Origin of the sequence: Pseudomonas sp. TH15 (genome assembly GCF_016651105.1) — a bacterium.
Taxonomy (GTDB): domain Bacteria; phylum Pseudomonadota; class Gammaproteobacteria; order Pseudomonadales; family Pseudomonadaceae; genus Aquipseudomonas.
This window is the reverse complement of sequence record NZ_JAEKEL010000002.1, coordinates 614,852-638,676: the sequence shown is the minus strand read 5'-3', so window position 1 is coordinate 638,676 and position 23,825 is coordinate 614,852. Positions and strand designations below refer to the sequence as shown.

At 59.8% G+C, this 23,825-nt stretch carries 23 protein-coding genes; 10 read left to right on the top strand and 13 right to left on the bottom strand.

From position 1 onward, the window contains the following. The first annotated feature begins 135 nt into the window (after positions 1-135). The 3 genes from JFT87_RS26735 to JFT87_RS26725 are packed head-to-tail and all read left to right on the top strand — an operon-like array spanning position 136 to position 1,752. The gene (locus tag JFT87_RS26735; RefSeq protein ID WP_201206292.1) at positions 136-804 is read left to right on the top strand and encodes a class I SAM-dependent methyltransferase; all 669 of its coding nucleotides are present in this window, start codon (positions 136-138) and stop codon (positions 802-804) included. Between the two features lie 4 nt (positions 805-808). Beyond that, the gene (locus JFT87_RS26730; protein ID WP_201206290.1) at positions 809-1,522 is read left to right on the top strand and encodes a lipopolysaccharide kinase InaA family protein; all 714 of its coding nucleotides are present in this window, start codon (positions 809-811) and stop codon (positions 1,520-1,522) included. Positions 1,523-1,524: 2 nt separating this feature from the next. Further along, positions 1,525-1,752: a hypothetical protein gene (locus JFT87_RS26725; protein ID WP_201206288.1), complete on the top strand. Its 228-nt coding sequence runs from the start codon at positions 1,525-1,527 to the stop codon at positions 1,750-1,752. Positions 1,753-1,806: 54 nt separating this feature from the next. Here JFT87_RS26725 and JFT87_RS26720 read toward each other — a convergent pair whose 3' ends face one another. From JFT87_RS26720 to JFT87_RS26685, 8 genes are all read right to left on the bottom strand, one after another. Next, a complete protein-coding gene (locus tag JFT87_RS26720) occupies positions 1,807-2,913 on the bottom strand; it encodes a DUF1513 domain-containing protein (RefSeq protein ID WP_201206287.1) in 1,107 nt (368 codons plus the stop codon). Between the two features lie 14 nt (positions 2,914-2,927). Then, positions 2,928-3,992, bottom strand: a complete 1,065-nt coding sequence (locus tag JFT87_RS26715; protein WP_201206285.1) for an imelysin family protein — start codon at positions 3,990-3,992, stop codon at positions 2,928-2,930. Between the two features lie 29 nt (positions 3,993-4,021). Then, entirely contained in the window at positions 4,022-5,449 is a 1,428-nt protein-coding gene (locus JFT87_RS26710) for a di-heme oxidoreductase family protein (protein WP_201206283.1), read from the bottom strand. Positions 5,450-5,764: 315 nt separating this feature from the next. Continuing rightward, a complete protein-coding gene (locus JFT87_RS26705; RefSeq protein ID WP_201206281.1) occupies positions 5,765-7,114 on the bottom strand; it encodes an imelysin family protein in 1,350 nt (449 codons plus the stop codon). A gap of 230 nt (positions 7,115-7,344) precedes the next feature. Beyond that, positions 7,345-9,396, bottom strand: coding sequence for a putative bifunctional diguanylate cyclase/phosphodiesterase (locus JFT87_RS26700; protein ID WP_201206279.1), 2,052 nt, complete (start codon positions 9,394-9,396; stop codon positions 7,345-7,347). A gap of 491 nt (positions 9,397-9,887) precedes the next feature. Beyond that, positions 9,888-10,484: a superoxide dismutase gene (locus tag JFT87_RS26695; RefSeq protein ID WP_201194184.1), complete on the bottom strand. Its 597-nt coding sequence runs from the start codon at positions 10,482-10,484 to the stop codon at positions 9,888-9,890. A 176-nt stretch (positions 10,485-10,660) separates the two neighbouring features. Then, positions 10,661-11,263: a LysE/ArgO family amino acid transporter gene (locus JFT87_RS26690; RefSeq protein WP_201206278.1), complete on the bottom strand. Its 603-nt coding sequence runs from the start codon at positions 11,261-11,263 to the stop codon at positions 10,661-10,663. Positions 11,264-11,269: 6 nt separating this feature from the next. Continuing rightward, positions 11,270-11,671: an ACT domain-containing protein gene (locus JFT87_RS26685; RefSeq protein ID WP_201206276.1), complete on the bottom strand. Its 402-nt coding sequence runs from the start codon at positions 11,669-11,671 to the stop codon at positions 11,270-11,272. Between the two features lie 96 nt (positions 11,672-11,767). On the opposite strand from JFT87_RS26685, the gene JFT87_RS26680 reads away from it, so the two are divergent. The 4 genes from JFT87_RS26680 to JFT87_RS26665 all read left to right on the top strand — a co-directional run bounded on the left by JFT87_RS26680 (position 11,768) and on the right by JFT87_RS26665 (position 15,667). After that, entirely contained in the window at positions 11,768-12,661 is an 894-nt protein-coding gene (locus JFT87_RS26680) for a LysR family transcriptional regulator ArgP (RefSeq protein WP_201206274.1), read from the top strand. Positions 12,662-12,715: 54 nt separating this feature from the next. Next, positions 12,716-13,708, top strand: a complete 993-nt coding sequence (locus tag JFT87_RS26675) for an NAD-dependent epimerase/dehydratase family protein (protein WP_201194176.1) — start codon at positions 12,716-12,718, stop codon at positions 13,706-13,708. A gap of 96 nt (positions 13,709-13,804) precedes the next feature. Beyond that, a complete protein-coding gene (locus JFT87_RS26670; RefSeq protein WP_201206272.1) occupies positions 13,805-14,650 on the top strand; it encodes an ATPase in 846 nt (281 codons plus the stop codon). Positions 14,651-14,818: 168 nt separating this feature from the next. Continuing rightward, entirely contained in the window at positions 14,819-15,667 is an 849-nt protein-coding gene (locus JFT87_RS26665) for a cache domain-containing protein (RefSeq protein WP_201206270.1), read from the top strand. 134 nt (positions 15,668-15,801) lie between these two features. Here the strand turns inward: JFT87_RS26665 and JFT87_RS26660 are convergent, their stop codons facing one another. Next, a complete protein-coding gene (locus tag JFT87_RS26660) occupies positions 15,802-17,316 on the bottom strand; it encodes an MDR family MFS transporter (protein WP_201206268.1) in 1,515 nt (504 codons plus the stop codon). Positions 17,317-17,396: 80 nt separating this feature from the next. After that, positions 17,397-18,581: a 4-hydroxybenzoate 3-monooxygenase gene (pobA, locus tag JFT87_RS26655; protein ID WP_416195315.1), complete on the bottom strand. Its 1,185-nt coding sequence runs from the start codon at positions 18,579-18,581 to the stop codon at positions 17,397-17,399. Positions 18,582-18,770: 189 nt separating this feature from the next. Between pobA and JFT87_RS26650 the strand changes: the two genes are divergently transcribed. Then, on the top strand, positions 18,771-19,667 hold the full coding sequence (locus tag JFT87_RS26650; RefSeq protein ID WP_201206263.1) for a helix-turn-helix domain-containing protein: 897 nt from the start codon (positions 18,771-18,773) through the stop codon (positions 19,665-19,667). 9 nt (positions 19,668-19,676) lie between these two features. Here JFT87_RS26650 and JFT87_RS26645 read toward each other — a convergent pair whose 3' ends face one another. Next, a complete protein-coding gene (locus tag JFT87_RS26645; RefSeq protein WP_201206261.1) occupies positions 19,677-19,853 on the bottom strand; it encodes a hypothetical protein in 177 nt (58 codons plus the stop codon). A 186-nt stretch (positions 19,854-20,039) separates the two neighbouring features. Next, on the bottom strand, positions 20,040-20,945 hold the full coding sequence (locus JFT87_RS26640) for a LysR family transcriptional regulator (RefSeq protein WP_207202658.1): 906 nt from the start codon (positions 20,943-20,945) through the stop codon (positions 20,040-20,042). Positions 20,946-21,059: 114 nt separating this feature from the next. On the opposite strand from JFT87_RS26640, the gene JFT87_RS26635 reads away from it, so the two are divergent. Next, a complete protein-coding gene (locus tag JFT87_RS26635; protein WP_201206259.1) occupies positions 21,060-21,941 on the top strand; it encodes an MBL fold metallo-hydrolase in 882 nt (293 codons plus the stop codon). A gap of 138 nt (positions 21,942-22,079) precedes the next feature. Further along, a complete protein-coding gene (locus JFT87_RS26630; protein WP_201206257.1) occupies positions 22,080-22,694 on the top strand; it encodes an NAD(P)-dependent oxidoreductase in 615 nt (204 codons plus the stop codon). A 106-nt stretch (positions 22,695-22,800) separates the two neighbouring features. Here JFT87_RS26630 and JFT87_RS26625 read toward each other — a convergent pair whose 3' ends face one another. After that, positions 22,801-23,682 (bottom strand): LysR substrate-binding domain-containing protein, encoded by an 882-nt coding sequence (locus JFT87_RS26625; protein WP_201206255.1) that lies wholly within the window; start codon positions 23,680-23,682, stop codon positions 22,801-22,803. Between the last annotated feature and the right edge of the window lie 143 nt (positions 23,683-23,825).

The window sequence follows — 23,825 nt, the reverse complement described above, 5'->3', positions numbered from 1 at the left end:
GCTACCGTTTTACACCCTGTAAAACCCTGAAATACTTCGCCCTTTTACACAACGAAGTTTTCACAAAGTCATGACCTGAAGCTGACACGACGCTACCTAATGTGGTTGTCATCAGCAGCTCAGGAGACTTTGATAATGGCCGGCCCGATCAAACTGGATTTTTCCGAAAAGTACGACGATCAGCATGCGCAGAAATACTTGCGCAAGCATAAGGAAGGCCTCGGTCGCCGATTGTCCCACTGGCGTGACGAGCAATTGGCCCGCAAGGCGCTGACCCTGGCCGGTGAACCTGGGCTGGTCCTCGATTTACCGTCCGGTGCCGGGCGTTTCTGGCCGTTGCTGGCAGAAAAACACAACCGCGTGATCATCGGGGCTGACAACTCCGAATCAATGTTGAAAATTGCGACCCAGTCGCAACCAGCCGAAGTGGTAAAGCGGGTACAACCCTTGCACACTTCAGCCTTCGACATTGCCTTGCCCGATAACGCCGTAGACAGCATTTTCTGCATGCGTTTGCTCCATCACATCGGGGAAGCCGAGCATCGACTGGCCATTTTGCGCGAGTTCGAGCGTGTCACCCGTGACAGCGTGATCATTTCGCTGTGGGTAGACGGCAACTTCAAGGCCTGGAAACGCAAGCGCGCCGAGAAAGCGCGCGGGCAGGAAGGTTACCAAAACCGGTTTGTGCTACCGGCCGCCACGGTAGAAAAGGAATTCGAACAAGCGGGTTTCCGCATTCAGGAACAACTGGACTTTTTACCGCTCTATGCCATGTGGCGGGTTTACGTATTACGCAAGAGGTAACAGGATGGCAGTTCAATGTGCAGCAGAAACGGAAGTCGCTCCCCAGGACCGCTTCGACTATTTCTGGAATCAGCGCGGTGAGTGGGTAGAAGAACCCAACGTCCGTCGCGGTGGGGAAAGTGGTGTGCAGCGCGTCATGGGCAGTAGCGGACAGCTGCTGTATGTAAAGCGTCAGACCGGGCATATCTATCGCAGTTGGTTGCACCCCTTCGGTCGACCAACGGTATTGCGCGAGCGTGATGCGTTGATCGGTCTGTCTTCGCTGGGTGTGCGGGTACCGGAAATGGTGTTCTGCGGCGCCCAGCGTGACCCGGTGCACAAATGGCGTGCCTTGCTGGTCACCAAGTCCTTGGACGGCTTCGAGGAAATCGAACACTGGTACGCCGGTGGCGGTCGCGAGCGGCATGGCGAGGCGGTGCACGAGCGTGTCCTCAAGGAGCTGGCCGAGAACCTGGCCCGCATGCACAAGGGGCGCTGGCAGCACAGTTGCATCTACATCAAGCACGTATTTGTGCGGGTGACCGGCGAAGGTGACGCGGCGACCGTTGAAGTGGCCTTGATCGATCTTGAGAAGTGCCGGCAGCGCTTGACCGCCCAGCGCGCCGCCGCCCATGACCTGAAGCAATTGCGTCGCCACTCGTCGTTCAGTGATACAGACTGGAAGAATCTGGTCTACTTTTATGACAAGGCGTTTGGCAGCTCTATCAAAGGTTTATAGCGATGAAACTCGAAATTGCACGAGGTTTGTTCCTGGTTGGAGCCTTGGCAGTTGCTTCATTGGCGGTGGCGGCCTGGGAGCAGCCCCGCACGCAAGTCCTCAGCGCAATGAGCGAAGGCGCTCATTGCCCGTTGCCACGGGTTGTGAAAGCAGCCGTGGCATCCCAACCTGACCATGATTTGTTGCTGTTCATGTTCGGGATGTCCCAGGGATTGAGGCCGCAGAGTTGAATACACTAAAGCCCAAATAAAAGGCCTCGCAGATGCGAGGCCTTTTTTTTGACATCAAAAGATCGCCATCAGGTGAAGGTGGTTATCCCAGAGCCCCGCCGGCAGTTCCAGCGGTTGCGCGACCAGATCGGTCTGGCGACAATCGTAGAACCGGCAGCGGCCCTGACCCGACGTCACGACAAACCCATCGGCCACCGCACCGACCCCGGCGCAATCCGGCAGTGGCGCATCCAGGCGCACTTCGCCGCTGTCCAGGTCCCAGATAAAAAACCTGTTGCCCCGGGGCGCGGTCAGCGCGACCAGCCGCAACTCGCTGTGCACCGCGACGCTGGCGGTGTAATGCCCCATGGCCTGCAACTGATGCTCCGGCACCGGGAACGCCACGAACGGCTGGCCCGGACGCTTGATCGCCAACAGCTCCGACGACTCGTGGGACGGCCCCATGAATTGCTGGCCGGCGACGATGGTGCCGTCGCTGGCAATCCCCAAGTGGCGCACGCTGTTCATCTGTTGGGCGAGGGTTTCCTTGCTCAACAACCTACCATCGCGTTGCATCAGTACCAGGCTCGGTTCCATGGCGTTGAGGTTCATCTCGACCCGGCTTTCGGCCTCGGTACGAATCCCGCCGTTGGCCACCACCAGGGTTTCGCCGTCGGGCATCCACGACACCTGATGCGGGCCGACACCGTGGGTGGGGATTTCGCCGCTGTGGATAAGTCGCTCACCTTCGAACTTATACACACCCAGCAAACCGCGACCCGGATCGCGGGTGTCGTTCTCGGTGGCGTACAGCCACTCGCCATCCTTGTGAATCACCGCGTGCCCGTAGAAATGCCGGTTCGGCTGCGAGGTCACGGTTTGCAGCAGCGTGCCGTCGCGCAGGTCAACCAGATAACTCTCGGTGCCCGGACGACGAGCGACAAACAGCGCCACCGGCAGCGTCGGGTGATTGATGATGTCGTGGCAGCGCTGGCCGACCTGGGTGGCGAACACCCGGGTGCCGTCCAGCCGATAACCGACGGCGTAATGCTTGCCGTCGGTATCGTCCCGTGCCGACAGCAGCAGCGGGCTCTTGTCCTTTTGCTTGAACAGCGTCCAGCCGCCCAGTGTCACTGCTCCCAGCAGCAAACTACCTAAAGTCAGAGCCTGACGTCGCAGCATGGCACTCGCCCTCATCAGTCACCGTCGTTGGCGTTGAAGCCCAGTTGAATGCCCAGCGCCTTGGCCAGTTCGCCTTCGTGCAGGCGATGGACGACGTTGAGGCTGTCGTAGAGATCGTTGAGTTGTTGGCGACCGGCATCGTCGTTGAGCATTTCGGTCAGCGAGCGCTGGTTGCTGGCGAACAGTTTGAGCGAGGCGGCATAGGCAGCGTCGATCTTGTCGGCCAACGGTTTCTGCTCGCTCGGCAACAGGCCGCGCAGGCCTTTGTTGTCGACGCCGACCCAGACGGTTTTCGCCGCCGCGAGGCTGGCTTCCAGCCCTTGCAGCGACGACTGGCTGCGCCAGGCATCGGCCTGGAATGGCTGCGGAATGCCTTTGGTCTGACGACCCATCGGCGTGCCGAGTTTTTTCTTCAGGGTGTCCAGCGCCGTGACCTGCACGCGCAGCAGATCGGCGATCGCTTCGTGGGAGTCGGCGTAGCGCTGGTTCGGGAACTTGCTCATTTGCGCGAGCATGCCGTCGGTGGTGTTCCAGCGCGACAGGATCTCTTCGGCCAGTTGCTTCTGACGTTCGCCGATGGCGGTCAGCAGCGGGCAGTACTTGGCTTTCTGGGTGGCGTCGGCCATGTCGATTTTGCTGTCGAACAGGATGTATTCGTAGGCCGACAGGCCCTGGACCACCACGCTCGATTTAGCCAACGCAGCGGCATCGATCTGCGGCTGGGCGGTGACCAATTGCTCGACCTGACGGCCGACCAGGTTTTTCTTGTCCGGCCAGAATTGCACCTGCCACGAACGGTTGCCCTCGGCCAGCGGCCCGATCAACAACGGTTGCAGCTCGGCCCAGGCTTTTTGTGCATGCAGGAAATCGGCACGGGCGGTGTCGAGGTTTTCCTTGCCTTCGCAGAAGGCCAGGGCGCTGACGGCCAGTTGGCGGTCGGCTTCAACCCAGCGGCTGTAGGTCGGCAGGATCACTTGCTTGGCGATGGCCGCCGACGTAACCGCTTGCGGGTCCTGCGGCGAACAGGCGCCCAAGGCGAGCGCTGCAAGGCTGGTGAACAACAATTTGGGACGGAACATGTCGGGCTCCCGATTCTTTTATAAGGTGTTTAAAGAGAATTCAAAAACGCCAGCAACGCAGCGCGCTGCTCGGCATTGAAAGACAAAACCTGTTGCTGCGCCGCGCTCGCTTCGCCGCCATGCCAGAGCACGGCCTCGAGCAGGTTGCGGGCGCGGCCGTCATGCAAGAACTGGGTGTGGCCACTGACCGCTTGCGTCAGGCCAATGCCCCACAACGGCGGGGTGCGCCAGTCGCGGCCACTGGCCTTGAATTCGGTGCGGTGGTCGGCCAGGCCGTCGCCCATGTCATGCAGCAGCAGATCGCTGTAGGGGCGAATCACTTGATTGGCCAGTTCAGGCTCTGCGGCATTGGCGGCAGTGGTGTATTTCGGGGTGTGACAGGACTGGCAGCCGGCCTGGAAAAACAGATTTTTGCCGGCCAGCACTTGCGGCGCGCTGACATCGCGGCGGGCCGGGACGGCGAGGTTTCGGCTGTAGAACAGCACCAGTCGCAGAATGTTGTCGCTGACTTCCGGCTCGCTATCCGGGCCACCGCCGTTGGGCGCTTGCTTGCAGGCGGTTTGTGCGTCGGTGCAGTCATCGAACGGGCGCAGGCTGGTGGTCAGGCCCATATCACCCGAGAAGGCGTGAACATTTTGTTGATTGAGGTTCGGTTGCCCAGCCTTCCAGCCAAATCGGCCGAGGACGGTTTTGTGTAGGGCGTCATCCCACACCTGGTTCGGGCGCCCGGCGATGCCGTTGTTGTCTTTTGCCTGAGCGGCGGCGTTGGCCAGGATGGCTTCTTCGGGAATCGCTTCGAGCAAACCCAAGCCAATCATTGGCGGTGCCACGCGTGCCGAGAATCGGGTGTCGGGGTGCATCGGGCCGTAGCCCAGTTGCGTGATGTTCAGGCTCGGTTTGCGCAACTCGATTTCGGTGCCGTCCTTGAAGCGCACGGGTACGGGCGTGTAATCGACACGTACCTTGCCTTCCGGTGCGACGCCGGGCACGGACATGTCCTGGAGCTGGCCGCCGTAGACGGGCTCCGGGACCACGCCCAGTTGCTCGATGACCTTGGCGTAGGCCGGTGCATTGGGAATCGACAGGCGCACCAGCATCGACACTGCATTCGGCGAATCAGGTGTCGGCGGATGGCCGCGACCGTCCTTGATGTGGCAACCCTGGCAGGCATTGGTGTTGAACAACGGCCCGAGGCCATCCCGGGCGGTGGTGGTCGACGGAGCGATCACCCAGGGGCTGCGGAAAAAACTGTTGCCGACGCTGAAATCCACGCGCCGTGACGGCGGCAGATTGGCGGAGGGCAGGGAAAATGAATTCTGATCGGTCTTGCGCACCGTTGCACTCCCACCGGACCGGGCTTCACCGGGCTCGGCCTTGGTAAAACGCGGGGCGTCATCGCAGGCACTCAGGCCCAGGGCCATGAACAAGGTGCACAAGCGAAGAAACAACGACGGCATCAGACTTCCTGAAAGACGAGCAAAACGAGGGCGCAAAGTCTAACAGGGCAGGGGGGATTGAATAAGAGGAATTATCGTTTGGTTGATCTGAGGCAAGCCTTGAAGCTCATGCAAACCCTGTGGGAGCGAGCCTGCTCGCGAAGCCGGTGTCTGCCGCGCTGACGAGGTTGCGACAGATGACGCCTTCGCGAGCAGGCTCGCTCCCACAGGGATGGGTGGTGCATTTGATATCGAGCACATCATGGAGCAGGGTTTTGGGAATGGCAGGCATGAAAAAGGCGACCCGAAGGTCGCCTTTTATTCAGCCAACGTTGATCAGAACTCGTGATCAGCGTTGTCCGGGTTCAGGTCGCTGATGCCCAGTTTGCCAGCGGCTTGTTCGATCGAACCGGTCTGCTTGACCAGCGACGCTATGGCGTCACGTACGATCTGGTTGCCTGCGGTGTTGCCGGCAGCGATCAACTGGTCGTAGTGCTCACCCTTGTTGGCGTGATCGACCATGACCTGGATCTTGGCTTCGGTGGCAGCCAGGTCGGCTTTCAGTGCGTTGTCGGCAGCCGGGTCGGCCTTGGCCACCAGAGACGACAGGCTGGCGCCGGTCATTTTGGTGCCGTCGACGCGGGTGTATTCGCCCAGGTACACGTTACGAATGCCTTTGGCATCGTAGAAGTGCGAGTTGTGGGTGTTGTCGCTGAAGCAGTCCTGTTCGTCTTCCGGGGAGTTGGCTTCCAGGGAAACCTTCATGCGCTCGCCCGCCAGTTCGCCCAGGGACAGGCTACCCATGCCGAACAGCATTTTGCGCAGGCCGGTTTCGGCAGGTTCGGCTTCCAGGGTGGAGCGGTAGTTGTCGGCCACGTTCGGCTTCCAGTTACCGACCATTTCTTCCAGGTCGCTGACCAGCAGTTGGGTCACGGCTTTCAGGTAAGCGCGGCGACGATCGTTGTGACCGCCGGTTGCGCCGGCGCCTTCCAGGTAATCGGAAGCAGGACGGTTGCCAGCGCCAGGGCCGGTGCCGTTCAGGTCCTGGCCCCACAGCAGGAATTCAATGGCGTGGTAGCCGGTGGCAACGTTAGCTTCGGAACCGCCCAGCTCGTTCAGGCTGGCGAGTTTTTCCGGGGTGATGTCTTTGACGTCGACCTTGTCTTCGCCGACCTGAATTTCGGTGTTGGCGATGATGTTGGCGGTGGCGCCCGGGTTACCCAGTGCGTGCTCGTAGGATTTGTCGACGTAGTCGATCAGACCCTCGTCCAGTGGCCAGGCGTTCACCTGACCTTCCCAGTCGTCGATGATGGTGTTGCCGAAGCGGAACACTTCGCTCTGCAGGTAAGGAACGCGAGCGGCGATCCAGGCAGTTCTGGCGGCTTTCAGGGTCTCGGCGTTCGGTTTGGCGAGGAAAGCGTCAACGGCGGTTTGCAGGGTTTTCGCAGTAGATTCGGCATCGCTGTAAACAGCGAAGACCATGTCGGCGTAATGCGCGACCACGGCTTTGGCGGCGGCTTCGTCGACTTTACCGGCAGCGGCTGGCGTAGTAGCTGGGGCAGCGGCGGTGCTGGCGGCCGGGGTCGGCGCTTGCGACGCGGCGGCCTTGTCTTTGCCTTCGCCGCAACCGGCGAGGGAAATAGCGATGGCCAACAGACTGGCGGTAGCCAGAGGCATACGAATCATGGCGAACATCCTGCTTCGATAGAGGGTGGAATGGCGCTGTGGGCGCGCAAAACTGCGACATGATGCAAATCTTTCGCATTATGTGTAAAGGGTAGCGCTTGGAAATATTTCTTATTCAGATGGCGGCGGTGCTGTAGATCAAAAGATCGCAGCCTTCGGCAGCTCCTACTGGGAATGCGATCCATGTAGGAGCTGCAGAAGGCTGCGATCTTTTGGCAATGACTAAGAATTCAAAGAATGACCGCGTTACTGCGCTGGGCCTGCTTTAAGTAAGCGCTCAACTCCCTTGCCGGCAGCGGTTTGCTGTAGTGGTAACCCTGACCTTCGTGGCAGCCTTCGGAAATGATGTAGGCCTCTTGCTCGGCGGTTTCCACGCCTTCGGCAATCACCTGCATGCCAAGGCTCTTGCCCAACTGGATGATCGCCCGAACGATGGTTGCATCGTCGTCGTCATCGAGCAGGTCCTGCACAAAGCTCTTGTCGATCTTGATCTTGTCCAGCGGCAGGCTTTTCAGATAGCTGAGTGACGAGTAGCCGGTGCCGAAGTCGTCGATGGCGATCAAGGCACCGGAGCGGCGCAGGCTCAGCAAATGCTGGGCGGCGGTGCTGATGTCTTCCATCAGGCCGGTTTCGGTGACTTCCAGTTCCAGGCTGCGCGGTGGCAGGCGGTACATCTGCAGCAGGTTATTGACCACCCGCGGCAACTCGGCGTGGTGCAGTTGCACGGTGGACAGGTTCACCGCCATGCGCAGGTCGACAAACCCCTGGTCGTGCCACTCGCGTAGTTGCTTGCAGGCTTGATCCAGCACCCATTCGCCGATGGCGATAATGGTGCCGTTCTGTTCGGCCAGCGGGATGAACAGGTCGGGCGGTACGAGCCCGTGCTCAGGGTGTTGCCAGCGAATCAACGCTTCGACGCCGACCACTCGGTGGTCGCGATAGCTGATCTGCGGCTGGTAGACGAGGTAGAACTGATCGCGGGCGAGGGCGTCGCGCAGGTCTTTTTCCAGTTCGCGGCGGCGGCGCATTTCGCTGTCGACGCTGGCGATATAGAACTGATAGCGGTTGCGCGAGCGAGTCTTGGCCAGGGTCATGGTCTGCTCGGCTTTTTGCAGCAGCTTCTCGGTACTGTCACCGTCCTCGGGGAACAGGGTGATGCCGATGGTGGCGCGCAGGCGGATTTCCTGATGGTCGAGGGCAAACGCCGCTTCCAGGTCATCGAGAATGCTTTGGGCCAGCTCGGCCGCTTCGTAGGGTTGTTCGATGTCGGCCTGGACCAGCGCAAACTGATCGCCGCCCAGGCGGGCGAGGGCGCCGAGGCGACCGCTGTGGGCGCGCAAGCGATCGGCCAGGGCCAGCAGCAGTTGGTCGCCGGTCTGGTAGCTGAATTGTTCGTTGATGCCTTTGAAGTCGTCCAGTCCTACGACCAGTACGGCAACCCGACGCTGCAATTTGCCGGCGTCCACGAGGATTTTGTCCAGTTGCTGCTGCAATTGCTGGCGGTTCGGCAAACCGGTGAGGAAGTCGTACTGGGCCATGCGCAGCAGGCTGTTTTCCGCTTCATGGCGCAGATGGGTGTTGCGCTCAATGGACTCGAGCAACTGGTTGGCGGTGTTGATCCAGATGCCCAGTTCGTTTTTTTCGTGGCCCTTGAGCTGCGGGATCTTGTGTGCGCTGGGGCGGTCGGGGTTGATCTCGGTGAGGTGCTCGATGATTCGCGACAGCGGTTTGGTCAGCAGCCAGTGGTAAACCAGATACAGCACCAGGCCCATGGCGAGCGCGCGCAGCACCCCGGAAATAAAGATGATCACCGAGCTGACGATGAAACCCTGGCCATAGGTGGCGGTGTCGAGGGTGATGCTCAGGTCGCCGTAATACTCGCTGTAGGGGCCACGACCCACCAGTTGGGTGGTGAAGGTGCGTTCCTGGCCGAGGATCAGGTCGGTCAGCCAGCGGCTGTTGGAGTGCTGCAGTTCGCGGGATTTTTGCGCGAGCATGGCTTCGTTGGGATGGCCGATGGAGGCTTGGCGCACGGCGTCGTCCTGGAACAGGCCTTCGATTACCTGCATGCCCATCTCCCGGTCCAGGCTGTAGACGGCCTGGGTCGAGGGGTCGCGGAACATGTCGAGGATGCGTTGGGCGTCGCCGGCTACGGCCTGACGTGTTTTATAGGCATCGAAAACGATCTGCGCGCAGCTCAAGACTACGCCGACGATCAATGCCGACAGGAGCACGACCCGGAGCAACTTCACCGACAAGCTGTTCTTGAGTTCCAGCTTCAAAGGGTTATTCCTTGTTCCGTGCGGGTAGCATCAAGTTGCCATGAGTATTGGCAATCCCGTGGTGGCAGTCAAAGGGACAATTCAGCTCAGGGGATTTTGCCTGTAGCTTGGCTAATATGCTGTTGTTTTGAGTATTTGTCCTATTTGTACTGTGTCGGTAGTTTTGGGCTGCAACTTGAGCGGCGCGGAACAATTTTCCCAATGTTTTGATGTTAGCCCTCCGTAGCAAGGCAGCAAGCGGCTTGAAGCTGCATTTTCTGTGGGAGTAACGCCATCCCGATGTAGGAGTTGCCGAAGGCTGCGGTCTTTTGCTTTTAATCGTTCCCACGCTCTGCGTGGGAACGACTCTGGGGACGCTCCGCGTTCCGCTGTTGAATGTGACGCAGAGCGTCACGGGCTGCATCCCCACGCAGAGCGTGGGACCGATCATCAAAAAATCGCAGGCATAAAAAAACCCGACCTAAGCCGGGCTTTTTTGACTGGTATCGATCTTAAGCGGTGAAGGTTTTGCCTTCGAACTGCTCAGCCACGAATTTCCAGTTGACCAGGTTCCAGAACGCTTCGACATACTTCGGACGAACGTTGCGGTAGTCGATGTAGTAAGCGTGTTCCCAGACGTCGCAGGTCAGCAGCGGGGTGTCGCCGCTGGTCAGCGGGTTGCCGGCGCCGATGGTGCTGGCCAGGGCCAGGGAACCGTCAGCCTTTTTCACCAGCCAGCCCCAGCCGGAACCGAAGGTGCCGATGGAGGTTTTGCTGAATTCTTCTTTGAACTTGTCGAACGAACCGAAGGCTGCGTTGATGGCATCAGCCAGTGCGCCGGTAGGTTGACCGCCGGCGTTTGGCGCCAGGCAGTTCCAGTAGAAGGTGTGGTTCCAGACCTGAGCGGCGTTGTTGAAGATACCGCCCGAAGAAGATTTAACGATTTCTTCCAGGGTCTTGCCTTCGAACTCGGTGCCTGGCACCAGGTTGTTCAGGTTCACGACGTAGGTGTTGTGGTGCTTGTCGTGGTGGTATTCCAGAGTTTCCTTGGAAATGTGCGGCTGCAGGGCATCGTGTGCGTAAGGCAGCGGCGGCAATTCGAAAGCCATGATGATTCTCCTAATCAGGTCAGTTGCGGTGAGCGCAAGGCCGATCACGGGCGGCCAGACAAGCGCCGGGGAGTTTGTACTCTTTGCGGCGCATCGAACCGGATCATAGCACCGGGGGTGCGGCATAACCACGCAACAACTGTGTGGGATAGAGGTTCCAAAGCCTTTTAGAATATTCAGGCCGAGGTGATTAGTTGAATCGCTACGGTAAACATCATGACGGCCACCAGCAGGTCGAGAATCCTCCAGGTGCTGGGCCGGGCCAGCCACGGTGCCAGCCATGCAGCGCCCAGCGCCAAAGTGAAAAACCACAGCAACGACGCACTCGCCGCCCCCACGACATAAGCGCCGGGCACCGATTGTTGTGCGCCGAGAGAGCCGATCAGCAACACGGTATCGAGATAAACGTGCGGGTTGAGCAGCGTCACCGCCAGCGCACTGAGCATCACCGCCCGCAGTGAGCGTACGGTCTGGTTTTCGCCTTGTTGCAGGCTTTGTTTCGAGCAGGCCCGGCGCAATGCCTGGCTGCCGTACCAAATCAGAAACACCGCACCGCCCCAACGGGCAACCGCCAGCAGCGTCGGGTTTTGCGCCAGCACCGTCGCCAGGCCGAAGACCCCGGCGGCGACCAACAATGCGTCGCAGGCCACGCAGAGTGCGGCAACCGGCAGGTGATGTTCGCGGCGCAGGCTTTGGGCCAGCACAAACGCATTCTGGGTGCCGATCGCCATGATCAGCCCCGCAGCGACCAACAGGCCGTTTACATAGCTTTGCCACATAAGGTTTTACTCCGCGTTGGCTGCCAGATCCCGCAGCACGTGCATGGCACGATCGGCATCGGCCTGGCCGACGAATAAATGATCGTGGTAGTAGCCGGCGATTACGTTGCAACTGATGCCGGCCTTGCCCAGCGCTGTGGCAAAAGCGGCGGTCAGGCCGACGGCTTCCAGGGCCGAATGCACGTTCAAGGTGATCCACGCAGCGACGTAGTCGAAGCTGAAACCGGCCTTTTCGGCGTGGGAACGTTCCAGAATCACTGTCAGGCCTTCCTGCTCGCGAAAGCTGCCGACGATTTCCAGGCCTGCCGGTAGCGAACCGTCGCGCAGGGTGCAGAACACGTATTCGCCGACGTTGAGGTGCGGGCTCATGCTGCGCAGCAGGGTTGCCAATGAAGTTTCGCCAGCCATGTCGGTATTCCTTGTTAAAAAGTTCTTGCTGGCCATTCTCCGGCGCTACGCTGTATAAGAAAAACCAATAGTGCTGATCGCTCATTAGGAAAACTGATGTTCGACTATAAATTGCTTTCTGCTTTGGCCGCCGTGGTCGAGCAGGCCGGATTCGAACGTGCCGCGCAGGTGCTGGGTTTGTCGCAATCGGCGATCTCCCAGCGGATCAAACTGCTGGAAGCGCGGGTCGGCCAACCGGTGTTGGTGCGTGTCACACCGCCAGCGCCCACCGAAATCGGTCGGCGCTTGCTCAACCATGTGCAGCAGGTGCGCTTGCTTGAGCGGGATTTGCAGACGCTGGTGCCGGCGCTGGACGAAGAAGGTCTGCCGGAACGCCTGCGCATCGCCCTCAACGCTGATAGCCTCGCTACGTGGTGGGCCGACGCCGTCGGGGATTTTTGCGCCGAGCAACATTTGCTGTTGGATCTGGTGGTGGAAGACCAGACCGTGGGTCTCAAACGCATGCGCGCCGGCGAAGTGGCGGCCTGTGTTTGCGCCAGCGAACGCCCGGTGGCCGGAGCGCGGAGCGTGCTGTTGGGCGCCATGCGTTACCGGGCGTTGGCCAGCCCGGCATTCGTTGCCCGGCATTTCCCCGACGGTGTGCGTGCCGAGTTGTTGCCGCGCACGCCGGCGCTGGTGTTTGGCCCGGACGATTTCCTACAGCATCGCTACCTCGCGTCCTTAGGCGTGGACGGCGGTTTCGAACACCATTTATGCCCATCGTCCGAAGGCTTTATCCGCCTTACGGAAGCGGGGCTCGGTTGGGGCCTGGTGCCGGAATTGCAGGTGCGCGAGCAACTCGAACGCGGTGTTTTAGTGGAACTATTGCCAGATAAGCCGATTGATGTGCCGTTGTACTGGCATCATTGGCGCAATGGCGGTCAGTTACTGGGTTTACTGACTGACCAATTGGTAAGTTCGTCGAAGCAATGGCTGGTGCCGTTGGACTGACGGGCAGCGTCAAGACTCACGCATTACGCAAAACGATAGACATCGGAGCTTTACATGAAAATTCTGGTCACCGGCGCAAGCGGCTTCATTGGCGGACGCTTTGCGCGTTTCGCCCTGGAGCAGGGCCTGGACGTGCGGGTCAACGGTCGCCGGGCCGAGGGCGTCGAGCACCTGGTGCGCCGTGGCGCCGAGTTCATCCAGGGAGACTTGAGCGACCCGGAACTGGTGCGTGACCTGTGCTCGGACGTTGAAGCCGTGGTCCATTGCGCTGGCGCCGTTGGTTTGTGGGGCCGTTATCAGGACTTTCACCAGGGCAATGTCCAGGTCACTGAAAATGTGGTCGAGGCTTGCCTGAAGCAACGGGTCCGGCGGCTGGTGCATTTGTCGTCGCCGTCGATCTACTTCGATGGCCGCGATCATCTGGGCCTGACCGAAGAGCAGGTGCCTAAACGCTTCAAGCATCACTATGCCGCGACCAAGTTCCTCGCCGAGCAAAAGGTCTTTGGCGCCCAGGAGTTCGGTCTAGAAACCATCGCCCTGCGCCCGCGTTTCGTCACGGGGGCTGGTGACATGAGCATCTTCCCACGCCTGCTGAAAATGCAGCGCAAGGGGCGTCTGGCGATTGTCGGCAACGGCTTGAACAAGGTTGATTTCACCAGCATGCAAAACCTCAACGAAGCGTTGCTCAGCAGTTTGCTGGCCAGCGGTTCGGCGTTGGGCAAGGCCTACAACATCAGCAACGGTACGCCGGTGCCGTTGTGGGATGTGGTGAATTACGTGATGCGAAAAATGGACGTCCCACAGGTCACTCGCTACCGTTCCTACGGCTTGGCCTACAGCGTAGCGGCGCTCAATGAGGGCGTGTGCAAGCTCTGGCCTGGGCGTCCCGAGCCGACCCTGTCGCGTCTGGGCATGCAGGTTATGAACAAAAATTTCACGTTGGATATCAGCCGTGCCCGGCATTATCTGGACTACGATCCGAAGGTCAGTCTCTGGGCGGCCCTCGATGAATTTTGCGGCTGGTGGAAGGCTCAGGACATTCGCTGACTGAACCGAGTTCCGGGTTCAGGGTCAATCGGTGCGGCAGTGGGGGTTATACTTCGCCGCATCAAGCCACCACCGCGTTCCACAAAGGTTGACTCAATGTCCATGCGTAACGATGCCAACGACGATTTCGACGATGTACCAAGCCTGCGCGCCGACGTTCACGACCACGATGAATTTCCGACCATTCCGGTCGTTCGTGATCGCACCGCCGCACCTGCGCGCAGCGCTGCGGCGGTTAAAGTCAAAGGCCCGAGCACTGGCCCGTTGTGGGCACTGGTCGGCGCCTTGTTCTTTGCCTTCGCGGGCCTGGCCTGGTGGAGTTTTCAGCAGATTTCGCTGATGGAGCAGCAACTGGTGGCGACCCAGGAAAGTTTCGCGCGGATCAGTGAGGAAGCGGCGGGGCGCTTGCAGGACATTTCCGGCAAGGTCGTGGCCAGTCAGACCAACGTCAACAGCGACAGCGAAGCGCTGAAACTGCAGATCAAGCAGTTGGAAAGCAAACTCCAGGATCAGAGTCAGCAACAACAAGGTGTGGTCGGTCAGACCAGCGAACTGGACAAGCGCCTGGCGCAAATGACCGCGCAAACCACCGAGCAACAGGCGGCCAACACGCAGTTGCAGGCTCAGGTCAAAGCCTTGAGCGGTGAATTGGTCGCCCTGAAGAGCGCGCCTGCCGACACCAGCAAAGTCGACGCCGAGCTCAAAAGCCTCAACGCCGACATCGCTGCGCTGAAGAAACAGGGCAACCCGAGCACTGCGATCGATCGTCTGGAACAGGAAATCGTCATCCTCAAAGCCCAGCAGGACAACCGCCCGGCCGCCCCACAAGGCGCGACCAATACCGCCGAGTTCGACGCGTTCCGCGGCCAGACCACCCGCAACCTCAATACCCTTCAGTCGCAGATCCAGAATCTGCAACAGCAGATCAATTCGCGCCCATAAACGCCGATCTGTCACCGAGTGCGCCATCGTGGTGAGGGGATTTATCCCCTCACCACAGGAAAGCGACTAGCCACAGGGTTGTGCAATCCCCTGCATCATTCTGAATATTCATACATATCCCCAGCCCGTCTACGCTCTTGAAACATCAACAAGAACGGGGGATGCGTTATGGGGTTTGTGCACAAGTTAGCCTTGCTGGGCGGGATGCTTTTGCTGAGCCTGGGCCAGGTTCAGGCGGCCACGGCGCCAAAGGATGAGGGCCAGGCTGCCAGGGCCTTGCTCGAAAAAGCCCTGGCGTACTACCACGACAATGGCGACAAGGCCTTCGCTGCATTCAGCCGTCAGGGCGAGTTTGTCGACAAGGACCGTTACGTGTTTGTGGTCGATACCAAGGGCGTCATGCTCGCCAGCGGTGGGCCGTCTTCGGCATTGATCGGCCGGGATGTGTCGCAGACGCTGCCACCGGATTTGCAGAAAGCCTTCAAAGACGCCTTGAACGTGCCGGAGGGCAACGGCATTCAACAGGCCGAATACCACTGGCAGAACTGGGCCGACGGCAAGGTCGAACGCAAGCACGTGTTCTATCAGCGCATTGGTCAGCGGATCCTGGCGGTCGGCTACTACCTGCCTCGCGCATCGGCGCAGCAAGCCCAGGCCTTGCTCGATAAAGCGGCAACTGACCTGACCAAGGACGAGAAGGGCACGCTGACGGCGATCAACTCGCTCAAGGGCGGGTACTTGCAGGACGATCTATACGTCTTTGTGGTTGACCTGAATAACCAGCGCTACGTGGCTCATGGCACCAATCTGCGGCTGATCAACACCGACTTCGGCAAGGTCAACGACCCGGAAGGCAAACCGGTGGGCGAGCCGATTCTGGCAATTATGGGCAAGCAGGATCGGGGAGAGTACGAGTATCGCTGGAAGAACCCGGTGACCGGCAAGGTCGAGGACAAGCATGCGTACCTGAAGAAGGTCGGGCATTTTCTGGTGGCTGTCGGGTATTACAGCCCTTGAATCGTCGTGACTTATAGACCGCTTTCGCGAGCAAGCCCGCTCCCACATTGGATTTCCAGCGATCACAGATTTTGTGTACGACAGAAATCAATTGTGGGAGCGGGCTTGCTCGCGAAGGCCGCGCCTCGGTCTATCTATCGGACCTTATCTTCCCGCCCCCGCAACACCCTGTTCGGCATCGCAATCGCCGCCGCCAGCCCCAGCAATGACACCGCCGCGCTGACCATCAGCAAATGCCGGAAGGTCAGCAGCAACTCCGCCCGCAAGGCGTTCTGCGCATCCCCCGGTGCAGCGTTCAAACCATCGAGCAAGACATTCCCCGAACTGCCCTCGCCAATTGCTGATCCAGCGATGTGAGCGAAACTGGAGTCCTGCAACAACGCCAGCAACAGCGCCGACATCAACGCCACACCCACCGCGCCACCCAACGAACGAAACAGGTTCGTGGTACTGGTGGCCACGCCAATGTCCCGTTGCTCGACCGAGTTCTGTGTGCCGACCAACGAGGTCGGAAATTGCATGCCGCTGGCAATCCCGCTGAACAACATGAACAGGCTGCTCATCAGTAAGTCTTGAGGCGCACTGAACGCCATGCCGAGAATCGAGATCGGCATCAGCAGCGCACCGCTCAGGATCATCGGTTTGTAGCGCCCGGTTACCGAGGTGCGGCGTCCGGCGAAATAGGCGCCAATCGGTAAGCCAATCGCCAGTGGCAAAAGGTGCAGCGCGGCGCTGTCGGCCCCGGCACCGGTGACGCTCTGGAACCGCAGCGGCATCAGCACGATCAAGGAAATGGCCTGGAAACTGGTGAAGAAAATCGTGCACCAGCAAAAGATCGCATTGCGGTTGGCGAACAAATGCATCGGCAGCAACGGCTCCCGCGCCCGCCGCTCATGCCAGACGAACACCGCCAGCACCACCACCGCGCAACTGAGCAGGCCCAGCACTTCGGCGCTGCGCCACGAATGGCCCTGACCGACTTGAGTGATGCCGAGCAGCAGCGCGGTCAAGCCGACGATCATCAGCAATGTGCCGAGGTAATCAATGATCGGTTTGCGCTGCGGCACTGGCAGCCCGACCAGTGTGCGATTGGCCACCAGCCACGCGCCGAGCCCGAGCGGCAGGTTGATCAGGAACACCCAGCGCCACGACAAGTACTCGGTCATGTACCCGCCGAGCACCGGCCCGGCGACACTGGCCACTGCGTACATGCTGCTGAAGTAACCCTGATAACGACCGCGCTCCCGGGGCGGGACGATGTCGCCGATGATCGCCTGGCTAACCGAAATCATCCCGCCGGCGCCGATGCCTTGAAGGATCCGCGCCAGCACCAGTTGCTCCATGCTTTGGGCCATGCCGCAAAAGAACGACGCAATGGTGAACAGCCCCATCCCGAACAACATCAACTTGCGTCGACCGTACAGATCGCCGAGCTTGCCGTAGATCGGCACCGCCACGGTCATTGCCACCATGTAACCGGCAATCACCCAGGCCAGCAGGCTGACATCCTTGAACTGCGCGGAAATGGCCGGCATCGACACGGCCACGATGGTCTGGTCCAGCGCGCCGAGAAAGATCGCCAGCATCAGGGCGATCAGCACACTGCGAATGGCCGGTTTGGGCGTTTCAGGCTGGTTCAGATTGGTCACGATAAAACCTGCGGGCAGTGATTTTCCCGCAAGAGGCAAGGCGAGCGGGTTAGTGCTCGCCAGTGTAAGTCGATAGCAGGCTATTCGATAGCCTCGTATGGAAGCCCGACGTAATTTTCTGCAATGGTTTTTCGCCCGGCTTCGGAGTTGACGAAGTAGTCCAGTTCCGAGGCGCTGATGCGTTGGCTGAATGCATCGTGCTCGTCAAAGCGGTGCAGCATCGAGGTCATCCACCAGGAAAATCGCTCGGCTTTCCAGACCCGGCGCAGGCAGATTTCGGAGTACTTCTCCAGCAAGTCCACGCGCCCGTCGCGGTAAACCTTCAGCAGAATATTGAACAATGTGCTGACGTCGCTGGCCGCCAGGTTCAGGCCCTTGGCGCCGGTGGGTGGGACGATGTGCGCCGCGTCGCCGACCAGGAACATCCGCCCGTACTGCATCGGTTCCACCACGAAGCTGCGCAGCGGCGCGATGCTTTTCTCGATGGATGGCCCGGTGACCAGTTTTGCCGCCAACGCCTGTGGCAGTCGGGATTTGAGTTCATCCCAGAAACGCTGATCGGACCAATCCTCGACCTGTTCCTCGGTCGGCACCTGAAGGTAATAGCGAGTGCGGGTCGCCGAACGCATGCTACACAGAGCGAACCCGCGTTCGTGGCGGGCGTAGACCAACTCTTCGTGGACCGGCGGGGTGTCAGCCAAAATCCCCAGCCAGCCGAACGGGTAGACCCGCTCAAAGACCTTCAGGCTCTCGGCGGGAATCGATTGCCGGGCCACGCCGTGGAAGCCGTCGCACCCGGCGATGTAGTCGCAATCGAGGCGATACGTTTCGCCATCCTTTTCGAACGTGACAAAGGTTTCATCGGTTTTCATGCCGTGAGGGACGACGTTGCTCGCCGCATAAATCGTCTGTGCCCCGGCGTCCCGACGAGCGGCCATCAGGTCGCGGGTGACTTCGGTCTGGCCGTAGATCATCACGGTTTTGCCGCCGGTCAGGGCGTGCAGGTCAATGTGCACCTGGCGGCCGTCGAGGGCCAGATCAAAGCCGCCATGAACCAGCCCTTCGGCGTCCATGCGCTGACCGACACCGGCCTGACGCAACAGCTCTACCATGCCTTGTTCAAGGACGCCGGCGCGGATTCGGCCGAGCACATAATCCGGCGTTTGGCGTTCGAGAATCAGAGTGTCGATGCCGGCGTTGTGCAGCAACTGACCAAGCAATAAACCGGACGGACCGGCGCCGATGATGGCGATTTGGGTTTTCAGCGTTTTCATTGTTTTTATGACTCGCAAGCTTCACGCGACCACGGCCGGTGAATAATTTTTATGGATCGAGTGCTTGCATTTTTCCCTTGCGAGTCTGTCAATTGAAGGTGAAAACTGAGCCGATACCTGTACATTCTGCCAATCGGTGCGATTATCGCCCCGTCTACCCCCGAGGCCTGGATTGAAGTGATGAACAAGCCTGACCTGCCTTCGATTCCGGTGTTCAAGCTCTACGGTGAAAGCCTGGACTGGCCGACCCCCGACTTGCTGCACTGTGAAACCATTTCCAAACGCAGCCGCGAACATCAATGGGAAATCAAACCCCACCGCCATGCTGATTTGTGCCAGTTACTCTTCGTTTTCAAAGGTCAGGCAGAGCTTGAAATCGAAGGTAAACGCACTGATTTGACCGAGCCGGCAATGCTGATCCTGCCGCCGTTATCGGTGCACGGTTATCGCTTTTCTGAAGACGTCGAAGGTTTTGTCGTGACGTTGGCCGCGCCGTTGGTTGCCCATCTGCAGGTGCAACTGGGCAATTCGGTGAACGCCCTGGCGCAAGCCGAAAGTTACCCGGCTGGGAAGGACAGCGAGTACCTCAACAGTCTGTTTGCGGCGCTGCAAAGCGAATACACCGGTCATCAACCGGCTCGGGAAATGCTCATGCATTCGCTGGTCAGCGTGATCATGGTCTGGGTCAGCCGCCAGGTGATCCAGCGCCGCAGTGCCAGTCAACGTCCGCAGCGTGCCCGGGAATACCTCAACGGGTTTATTCAACTGGTGGAAGAGACCTATCGCCAGCACGTCAAGGTCGAGGACCTGGCCCATCGGTTGGGGATTTCCGTGTCCCACCTCAACGGCACCTGCCGTGAGCTGGCGGGGCAACCGGCGTTGCAGATCATGCACGAACGGCAGTTGCTGGAAGCCAAGCGCTTGCTGACTTACACCAGCATGACCATTTACGAAATGTCCGACGTGTTGGGTTTTTCCGATCCAACCAACTTCACGCGCCTGTTTCGGCGACGAGTGGGGATCTCGCCCAAGGCCTTCCGCGACCGCTTGAAGGCCGATCAGGACAACGAGGCCTGACACGCTTCGCTAGCGAAGGGCGTTGAGGGTCGCGTTGTGGGGAATGCAGCGCTCGAAGTTGCAGCTCGCGAATTCACGAGGCAGGTTGCGCAACTGCTCGACCCGCCAGGCAGCGGTGCCATACAGCGCCAGCGTCGCCGCGCAGGTGATGAAAATGGCGAGGTACCTTCTTGTTCTGATGTTCATGGCGTTGACCTCTGAACGAATACCCTTCGGTATTACCTTCAGCATAGGTCAGCGCCACTGAGTTGCCACCCGCGCGGCCCTCCCATGTAACCCGGTATTCAGGACACTAATGCACCTCTGTGGGAGCGGGCTTGCTCGCGAAAGCGTCGGCACATCCAACATAGAGGTGACTGATACGAGAAGATCTTAAAACCCCACATCCCACGCCGGTTCTTCGGGGAATCTGAGCACCAGGAAGTCCAGCATACTGCGCATCGTCGCCGGCATGTGTTTGCGTGAGGCGTAGACCGCGTACATGTTCATTTGTCGTGGCTCGGCGTGGGGCAGCAGGCGGATCAACTCGCCGCTGTGAATGTGCACGCCGGCCTGGTAGCTGGGCAGCATCGCCACGCCGGCACCGGCCATGGTCGCGCGCAGCAGGGTGCTGGCCTCGTTGGCGCTGATGTTGCCCTGCACCGGCACCGAGACTTGCTCGCCATCCTGTTCGAAATGCCAAAGGCTTTTGCCGAAGTAGGAGTGGGTCAGGCAGTTGTGCTGGCTCAAGTCCTCGACCCGCTGCGGCGTCGGGTGTTCTTGCAGGTACGCCGGGGAGGCGCAGATCACCGAGCGGCACACCGTCAGTCGGCGGGCGATCAGGTTCGGGTCCAGGTCGTTGCTGGTGCGGATCGCCAGGTCAATGCGCTCATCGACCAGGTTCACCGTGCGGTCGATCATCTGCATATCGATGCTGACGCCGGGGTAGCGCTTAACGTAAGCGGCCATGGCGTCCGCCAGTTGCGCCTGGCCGAACGAGGTGCTGACGCTGATCCGCAGCAGGCCACGGGGCGCTTCGTCCGGTTCGCTGATGGCGGCTTGCATGTCGGTGGACAAGTCGAGCATCTGCCGACAGCGCGGCAGGATCTCGCTGCCAGCAGCGGTCAGGCTCAGCTTGCGCGTGGTGCGGTGCATCAGCCGGGCGCCGACCCAATCTTCCAGTTCCGCCAAATAACGCGAAACCACCGGCCGTGACAGGTCCAGGTGATCGGCCGCCGCTGACTGGCTGCCGAGGTCCACCACCGAGACGAACACCCGCATTGCTTGTAGACGATCCATGATTTGCTCACTTTCAGAAACAAACTATGTTCAAGCATCGCATTTTTTGTACTGAGTCATGCAACTAAGCTCTGTCCCATCGCCAAGCACGGCATTCGGACAACGGAGCAACAGATGATCGGTTTCACCGCAATCAAGCGCATTCTCCTGGCAACCGCCACCCTCGGCTTCGCCGCTCACGCTGCCGCCGCATCGACCCTGACCCTGGACGTCTACAACCCGGGCGACAAGGCGATTTTCCCAGTGACATCGGTACTGGTCAGCGGCGAGAAAGACGCGATCCTGGTGGACGCGCAATTCGGCAAATCCCAGGCAGAGCAAGTGGTACAGAAAATCCGCGCCAGCGGCAAGCAACTGACCACCATCTACATCAGCCACGGTGACCCGGATTACTACTTCGGCCTCGACACCCTGACCGCCGCTTTCCCGAACGCCAAAGTACTGGCCTCGCAGCCGACCGTGGATCACATCAAGAAAACCGTCGAGGGCAAACTGGCGTTCTGGGGCCCGAAAATGGGCGCTGACGTGCCGGCCAAAACCATCGTGCCGGGCGTGCTCAAGGGCGACAGCCTGATGCTCGAAGGGCAGAAATTGCAGGTAGTGGGCCTGGACGGCAAGCAGCCGGATCGCAGCTTCGTGTGGATTCCGTCGATCAAGGCTGTGGTCGGTGGCGTGGTCGTCGCTGAAAACATCCACGTGTGGATGGCCGACACTCAGACGGCGCAATCCCACGCCGACTGGCTGACGACGCTGCATTCGATCGAAACCTTGAAACCGAAGACCATCGTGCCGGGTCACTACCTGGGTGAGAGCGCCCGTTCCCTGGCCGCTGTGCAATTCACCGCTGGCTACATCAAGGCTTTCGACGAAGAAACCACCAAGGCGAAAAACTCTGCTGAACTGATCGCAGCCATGAAAAAACGCTACCCGACCCTGGGCGAAGAAAGCTCGCTGGAGTTGAGTGCGAAAGTCGCCAAGGGCGAGATGAAGTGGTAATCCGCCGTTTCTAATGATGGGGAAGCGCTGTTGTGACTCGCTAAATCCCCTCGCCACAAAGTTTCCTCAGCATAGGGAATATCTTCACTCAGTAGATTTGTGCCTCATTTGAAACACTCAAGCCAACTGGAGAACTTCATGAGCAAAATCGCAATCATCGGTGCCACCGGTCGTGCCGGTAGCCAACTGTTGGAAGAAGCCCTGCGTCGCGGTCACAGCGTCACTGCCATCGCCCGCGATACCTCGAAGATCGGCCAGCGTGCCGGTGTGGTCAGCAAGAACGTCGACGCCCTGGATGCCGAAGCACTGCAAGCCGCCGTCGCCGGTCATGACGTGGTGATCAGCGCCGCGCACTTCTCGACGTTGCCTTCCAGCGCCGTGGTCGGGCCGGTGAAAAAGGCCGGGGTCAAACGTCTGTTGGTGGTGGGCGGTGCCGGTTCGTTGTTGCTGCCGGACGACACGCGAGTGATCGACAGCGCGGGTTTCCCGGCCGAGTACAAAACCGAGGCCAGCGCCGGTGCTGCGTTTCTTGATGCATTGCGTCAGGAGAAGGAACTGGACTGGACCTTCCTGTCGCCATCGGCGGAGTTTGTGGAAGGTGAGCGCACCGGCAAGTTCCGGATCGGCAAGGATGATTTGCTGGTGAGTGCTGAAGGCCGGAGCTGGATCACATTCGCCGATTATGCGATTGCGCTGCTGGATGAAGTTGAAGCACCGAAACATTCGCGCCAACGCTACACCGTCGGCTACTGATGCACCCCCTGTAGGAGCTGCCGCAGGCTGCGATCTTTTGATCTTGTCTTTAAAAACAAAATCAAAACATCGCAGCCTGCGGCAGCTCCTGCAGGGGCATTTGTTTTCAGCGGGTGTGGGCTTGTTCTACCAGCCAGATCATCAGCTCTTCGAGCGGTGGCGACGGCTCGACTGCTGGCGGCAACACGAGGTAATACGCCAACCCGGTTTTCACCTTCAATTCAAAGGGCATGACTAGCCGCCCGGCACTCAGGTCATCGCCAATCAACGACCAGTCGCCAATCGCCACACCCGTCCCTTGGGACGCCATCGACATCGCCAGGTCCAGTGTTTCGAAATGCTGGCCGCTGCTGATGTTGTTCAGCTGCAGCTCGGCAGCGTTCAGCCACACCGACCAATCCTGAATATCGTGAGTCGGGTGTAATAACAGATGCTGTTGCAGGTCTGCGGGTGTATTCAGCGTTGGCGTACCTTTGAGCAGCAGCGGCGAGCAAACCGGGGTCAGTTGCTCATCGAACAGCCGAAGTGACGCCAGTGAAGTGTCTGGTGGCGCGCCATAGATCACCGCCGCATCGAACTGCTCACGATGAAAATCCACCCCGTGCCGCACCGTGGTGGTTAGCTCCACCGGCACGTCCGGGCGCTCCTTTTGCCATTGCATCAGGCGCGGCAACAACCAGCGCATCACGCAGGTCGGGGCCTTGAGTTGCAGGGTTTCGCGCTTCGCTCCGATCTGCTCCACCGCCTCGCCGATCAAGCCGAAAATCTGTTGAACCCGCGGCAGCCACTCCCGTCCTTCGGCGGTCAAGTCCAGGCCTCGGGCTTGTCGAATGAACAACTCATAACCCAGATGATCTTCCAGCCCGGCGATCTGTCGACTCACCGCGCCCTGAGTGATGTGCAACTGCTCGGCCGCCCGGGTGAAGTTGCAACATTGGGCCGTGATCAGAAAAGTGTGCAGGGCGGGCAGGGGAGGCAGTCGTTTCATGAGGACCCAAGGTATGACGTGAGGACATGGCTAGTATGACTTTTTATCCATTGTTGCGGCTACCTGTCGCCCGTTCCAATGAGGCCATCCCAGGGCTTGCCTACGCATCATAAACACTGCGCAGGCTCGGCGTCTCAAACGAA

Coding starts and splice junctions, on each gene's coding strand:
- JFT87_RS26685 (WP_201206276.1), bottom strand. CDS start 11,671: ATGGCTGGCGAAACTTCATTGGCAACCCTGCTGCGCAGCATGAGCCCG.
- JFT87_RS26640 (WP_207202658.1), bottom strand. CDS start 20,945: ATGGATCGTCTACAAGCAATGCGGGTGTTCGTCTCGGTGGTGGACCTC.
- JFT87_RS26730 (WP_201206290.1), top strand. CDS start 809: ATGGCAGTTCAATGTGCAGCAGAAACGGAAGTCGCTCCCCAGGACCGC.
- JFT87_RS26635 (WP_201206259.1), top strand. CDS start 21,060: ATGATCGGTTTCACCGCAATCAAGCGCATTCTCCTGGCAACCGCCACC.
- JFT87_RS26680 (WP_201206274.1), top strand. CDS start 11,768: ATGTTCGACTATAAATTGCTTTCTGCTTTGGCCGCCGTGGTCGAGCAG.
- JFT87_RS26695 (WP_201194184.1), bottom strand. CDS start 10,484: ATGGCTTTCGAATTGCCGCCGCTGCCTTACGCACACGATGCCCTGCAG.
- JFT87_RS26705 (WP_201206281.1), bottom strand. CDS start 7,114: ATGATTCGTATGCCTCTGGCTACCGCCAGTCTGTTGGCCATCGCTATT.
- JFT87_RS26630 (WP_201206257.1), top strand. CDS start 22,080: ATGAGCAAAATCGCAATCATCGGTGCCACCGGTCGTGCCGGTAGCCAA.
- JFT87_RS26690 (WP_201206278.1), bottom strand. CDS start 11,263: ATGTGGCAAAGCTATGTAAACGGCCTGTTGGTCGCTGCGGGGCTGATC.
- JFT87_RS26675 (WP_201194176.1), top strand. CDS start 12,716: ATGAAAATTCTGGTCACCGGCGCAAGCGGCTTCATTGGCGGACGCTTT.
- JFT87_RS26735 (WP_201206292.1), top strand. CDS start 136: ATGGCCGGCCCGATCAAACTGGATTTTTCCGAAAAGTACGACGATCAG.
- JFT87_RS26650 (WP_201206263.1), top strand. CDS start 18,771: ATGAACAAGCCTGACCTGCCTTCGATTCCGGTGTTCAAGCTCTACGGT.
- JFT87_RS26715 (WP_201206285.1), bottom strand. CDS start 3,992: ATGTTCCGTCCCAAATTGTTGTTCACCAGCCTTGCAGCGCTCGCCTTG.
- JFT87_RS26725 (WP_201206288.1), top strand. CDS start 1,525: ATGAAACTCGAAATTGCACGAGGTTTGTTCCTGGTTGGAGCCTTGGCA.
- JFT87_RS26710 (WP_201206283.1), bottom strand. CDS start 5,449: ATGCCGTCGTTGTTTCTTCGCTTGTGCACCTTGTTCATGGCCCTGGGC.
- JFT87_RS26670 (WP_201206272.1), top strand. CDS start 13,805: ATGTCCATGCGTAACGATGCCAACGACGATTTCGACGATGTACCAAGC.
- JFT87_RS26665 (WP_201206270.1), top strand. CDS start 14,819: ATGGGGTTTGTGCACAAGTTAGCCTTGCTGGGCGGGATGCTTTTGCTG.
- JFT87_RS26625 (WP_201206255.1), bottom strand. CDS start 23,682: ATGAAACGACTGCCTCCCCTGCCCGCCCTGCACACTTTTCTGATCACG.
- JFT87_RS26645 (WP_201206261.1), bottom strand. CDS start 19,853: ATGAACATCAGAACAAGAAGGTACCTCGCCATTTTCATCACCTGCGCG.
- JFT87_RS26720 (WP_201206287.1), bottom strand. CDS start 2,913: ATGCTGCGACGTCAGGCTCTGACTTTAGGTAGTTTGCTGCTGGGAGCA.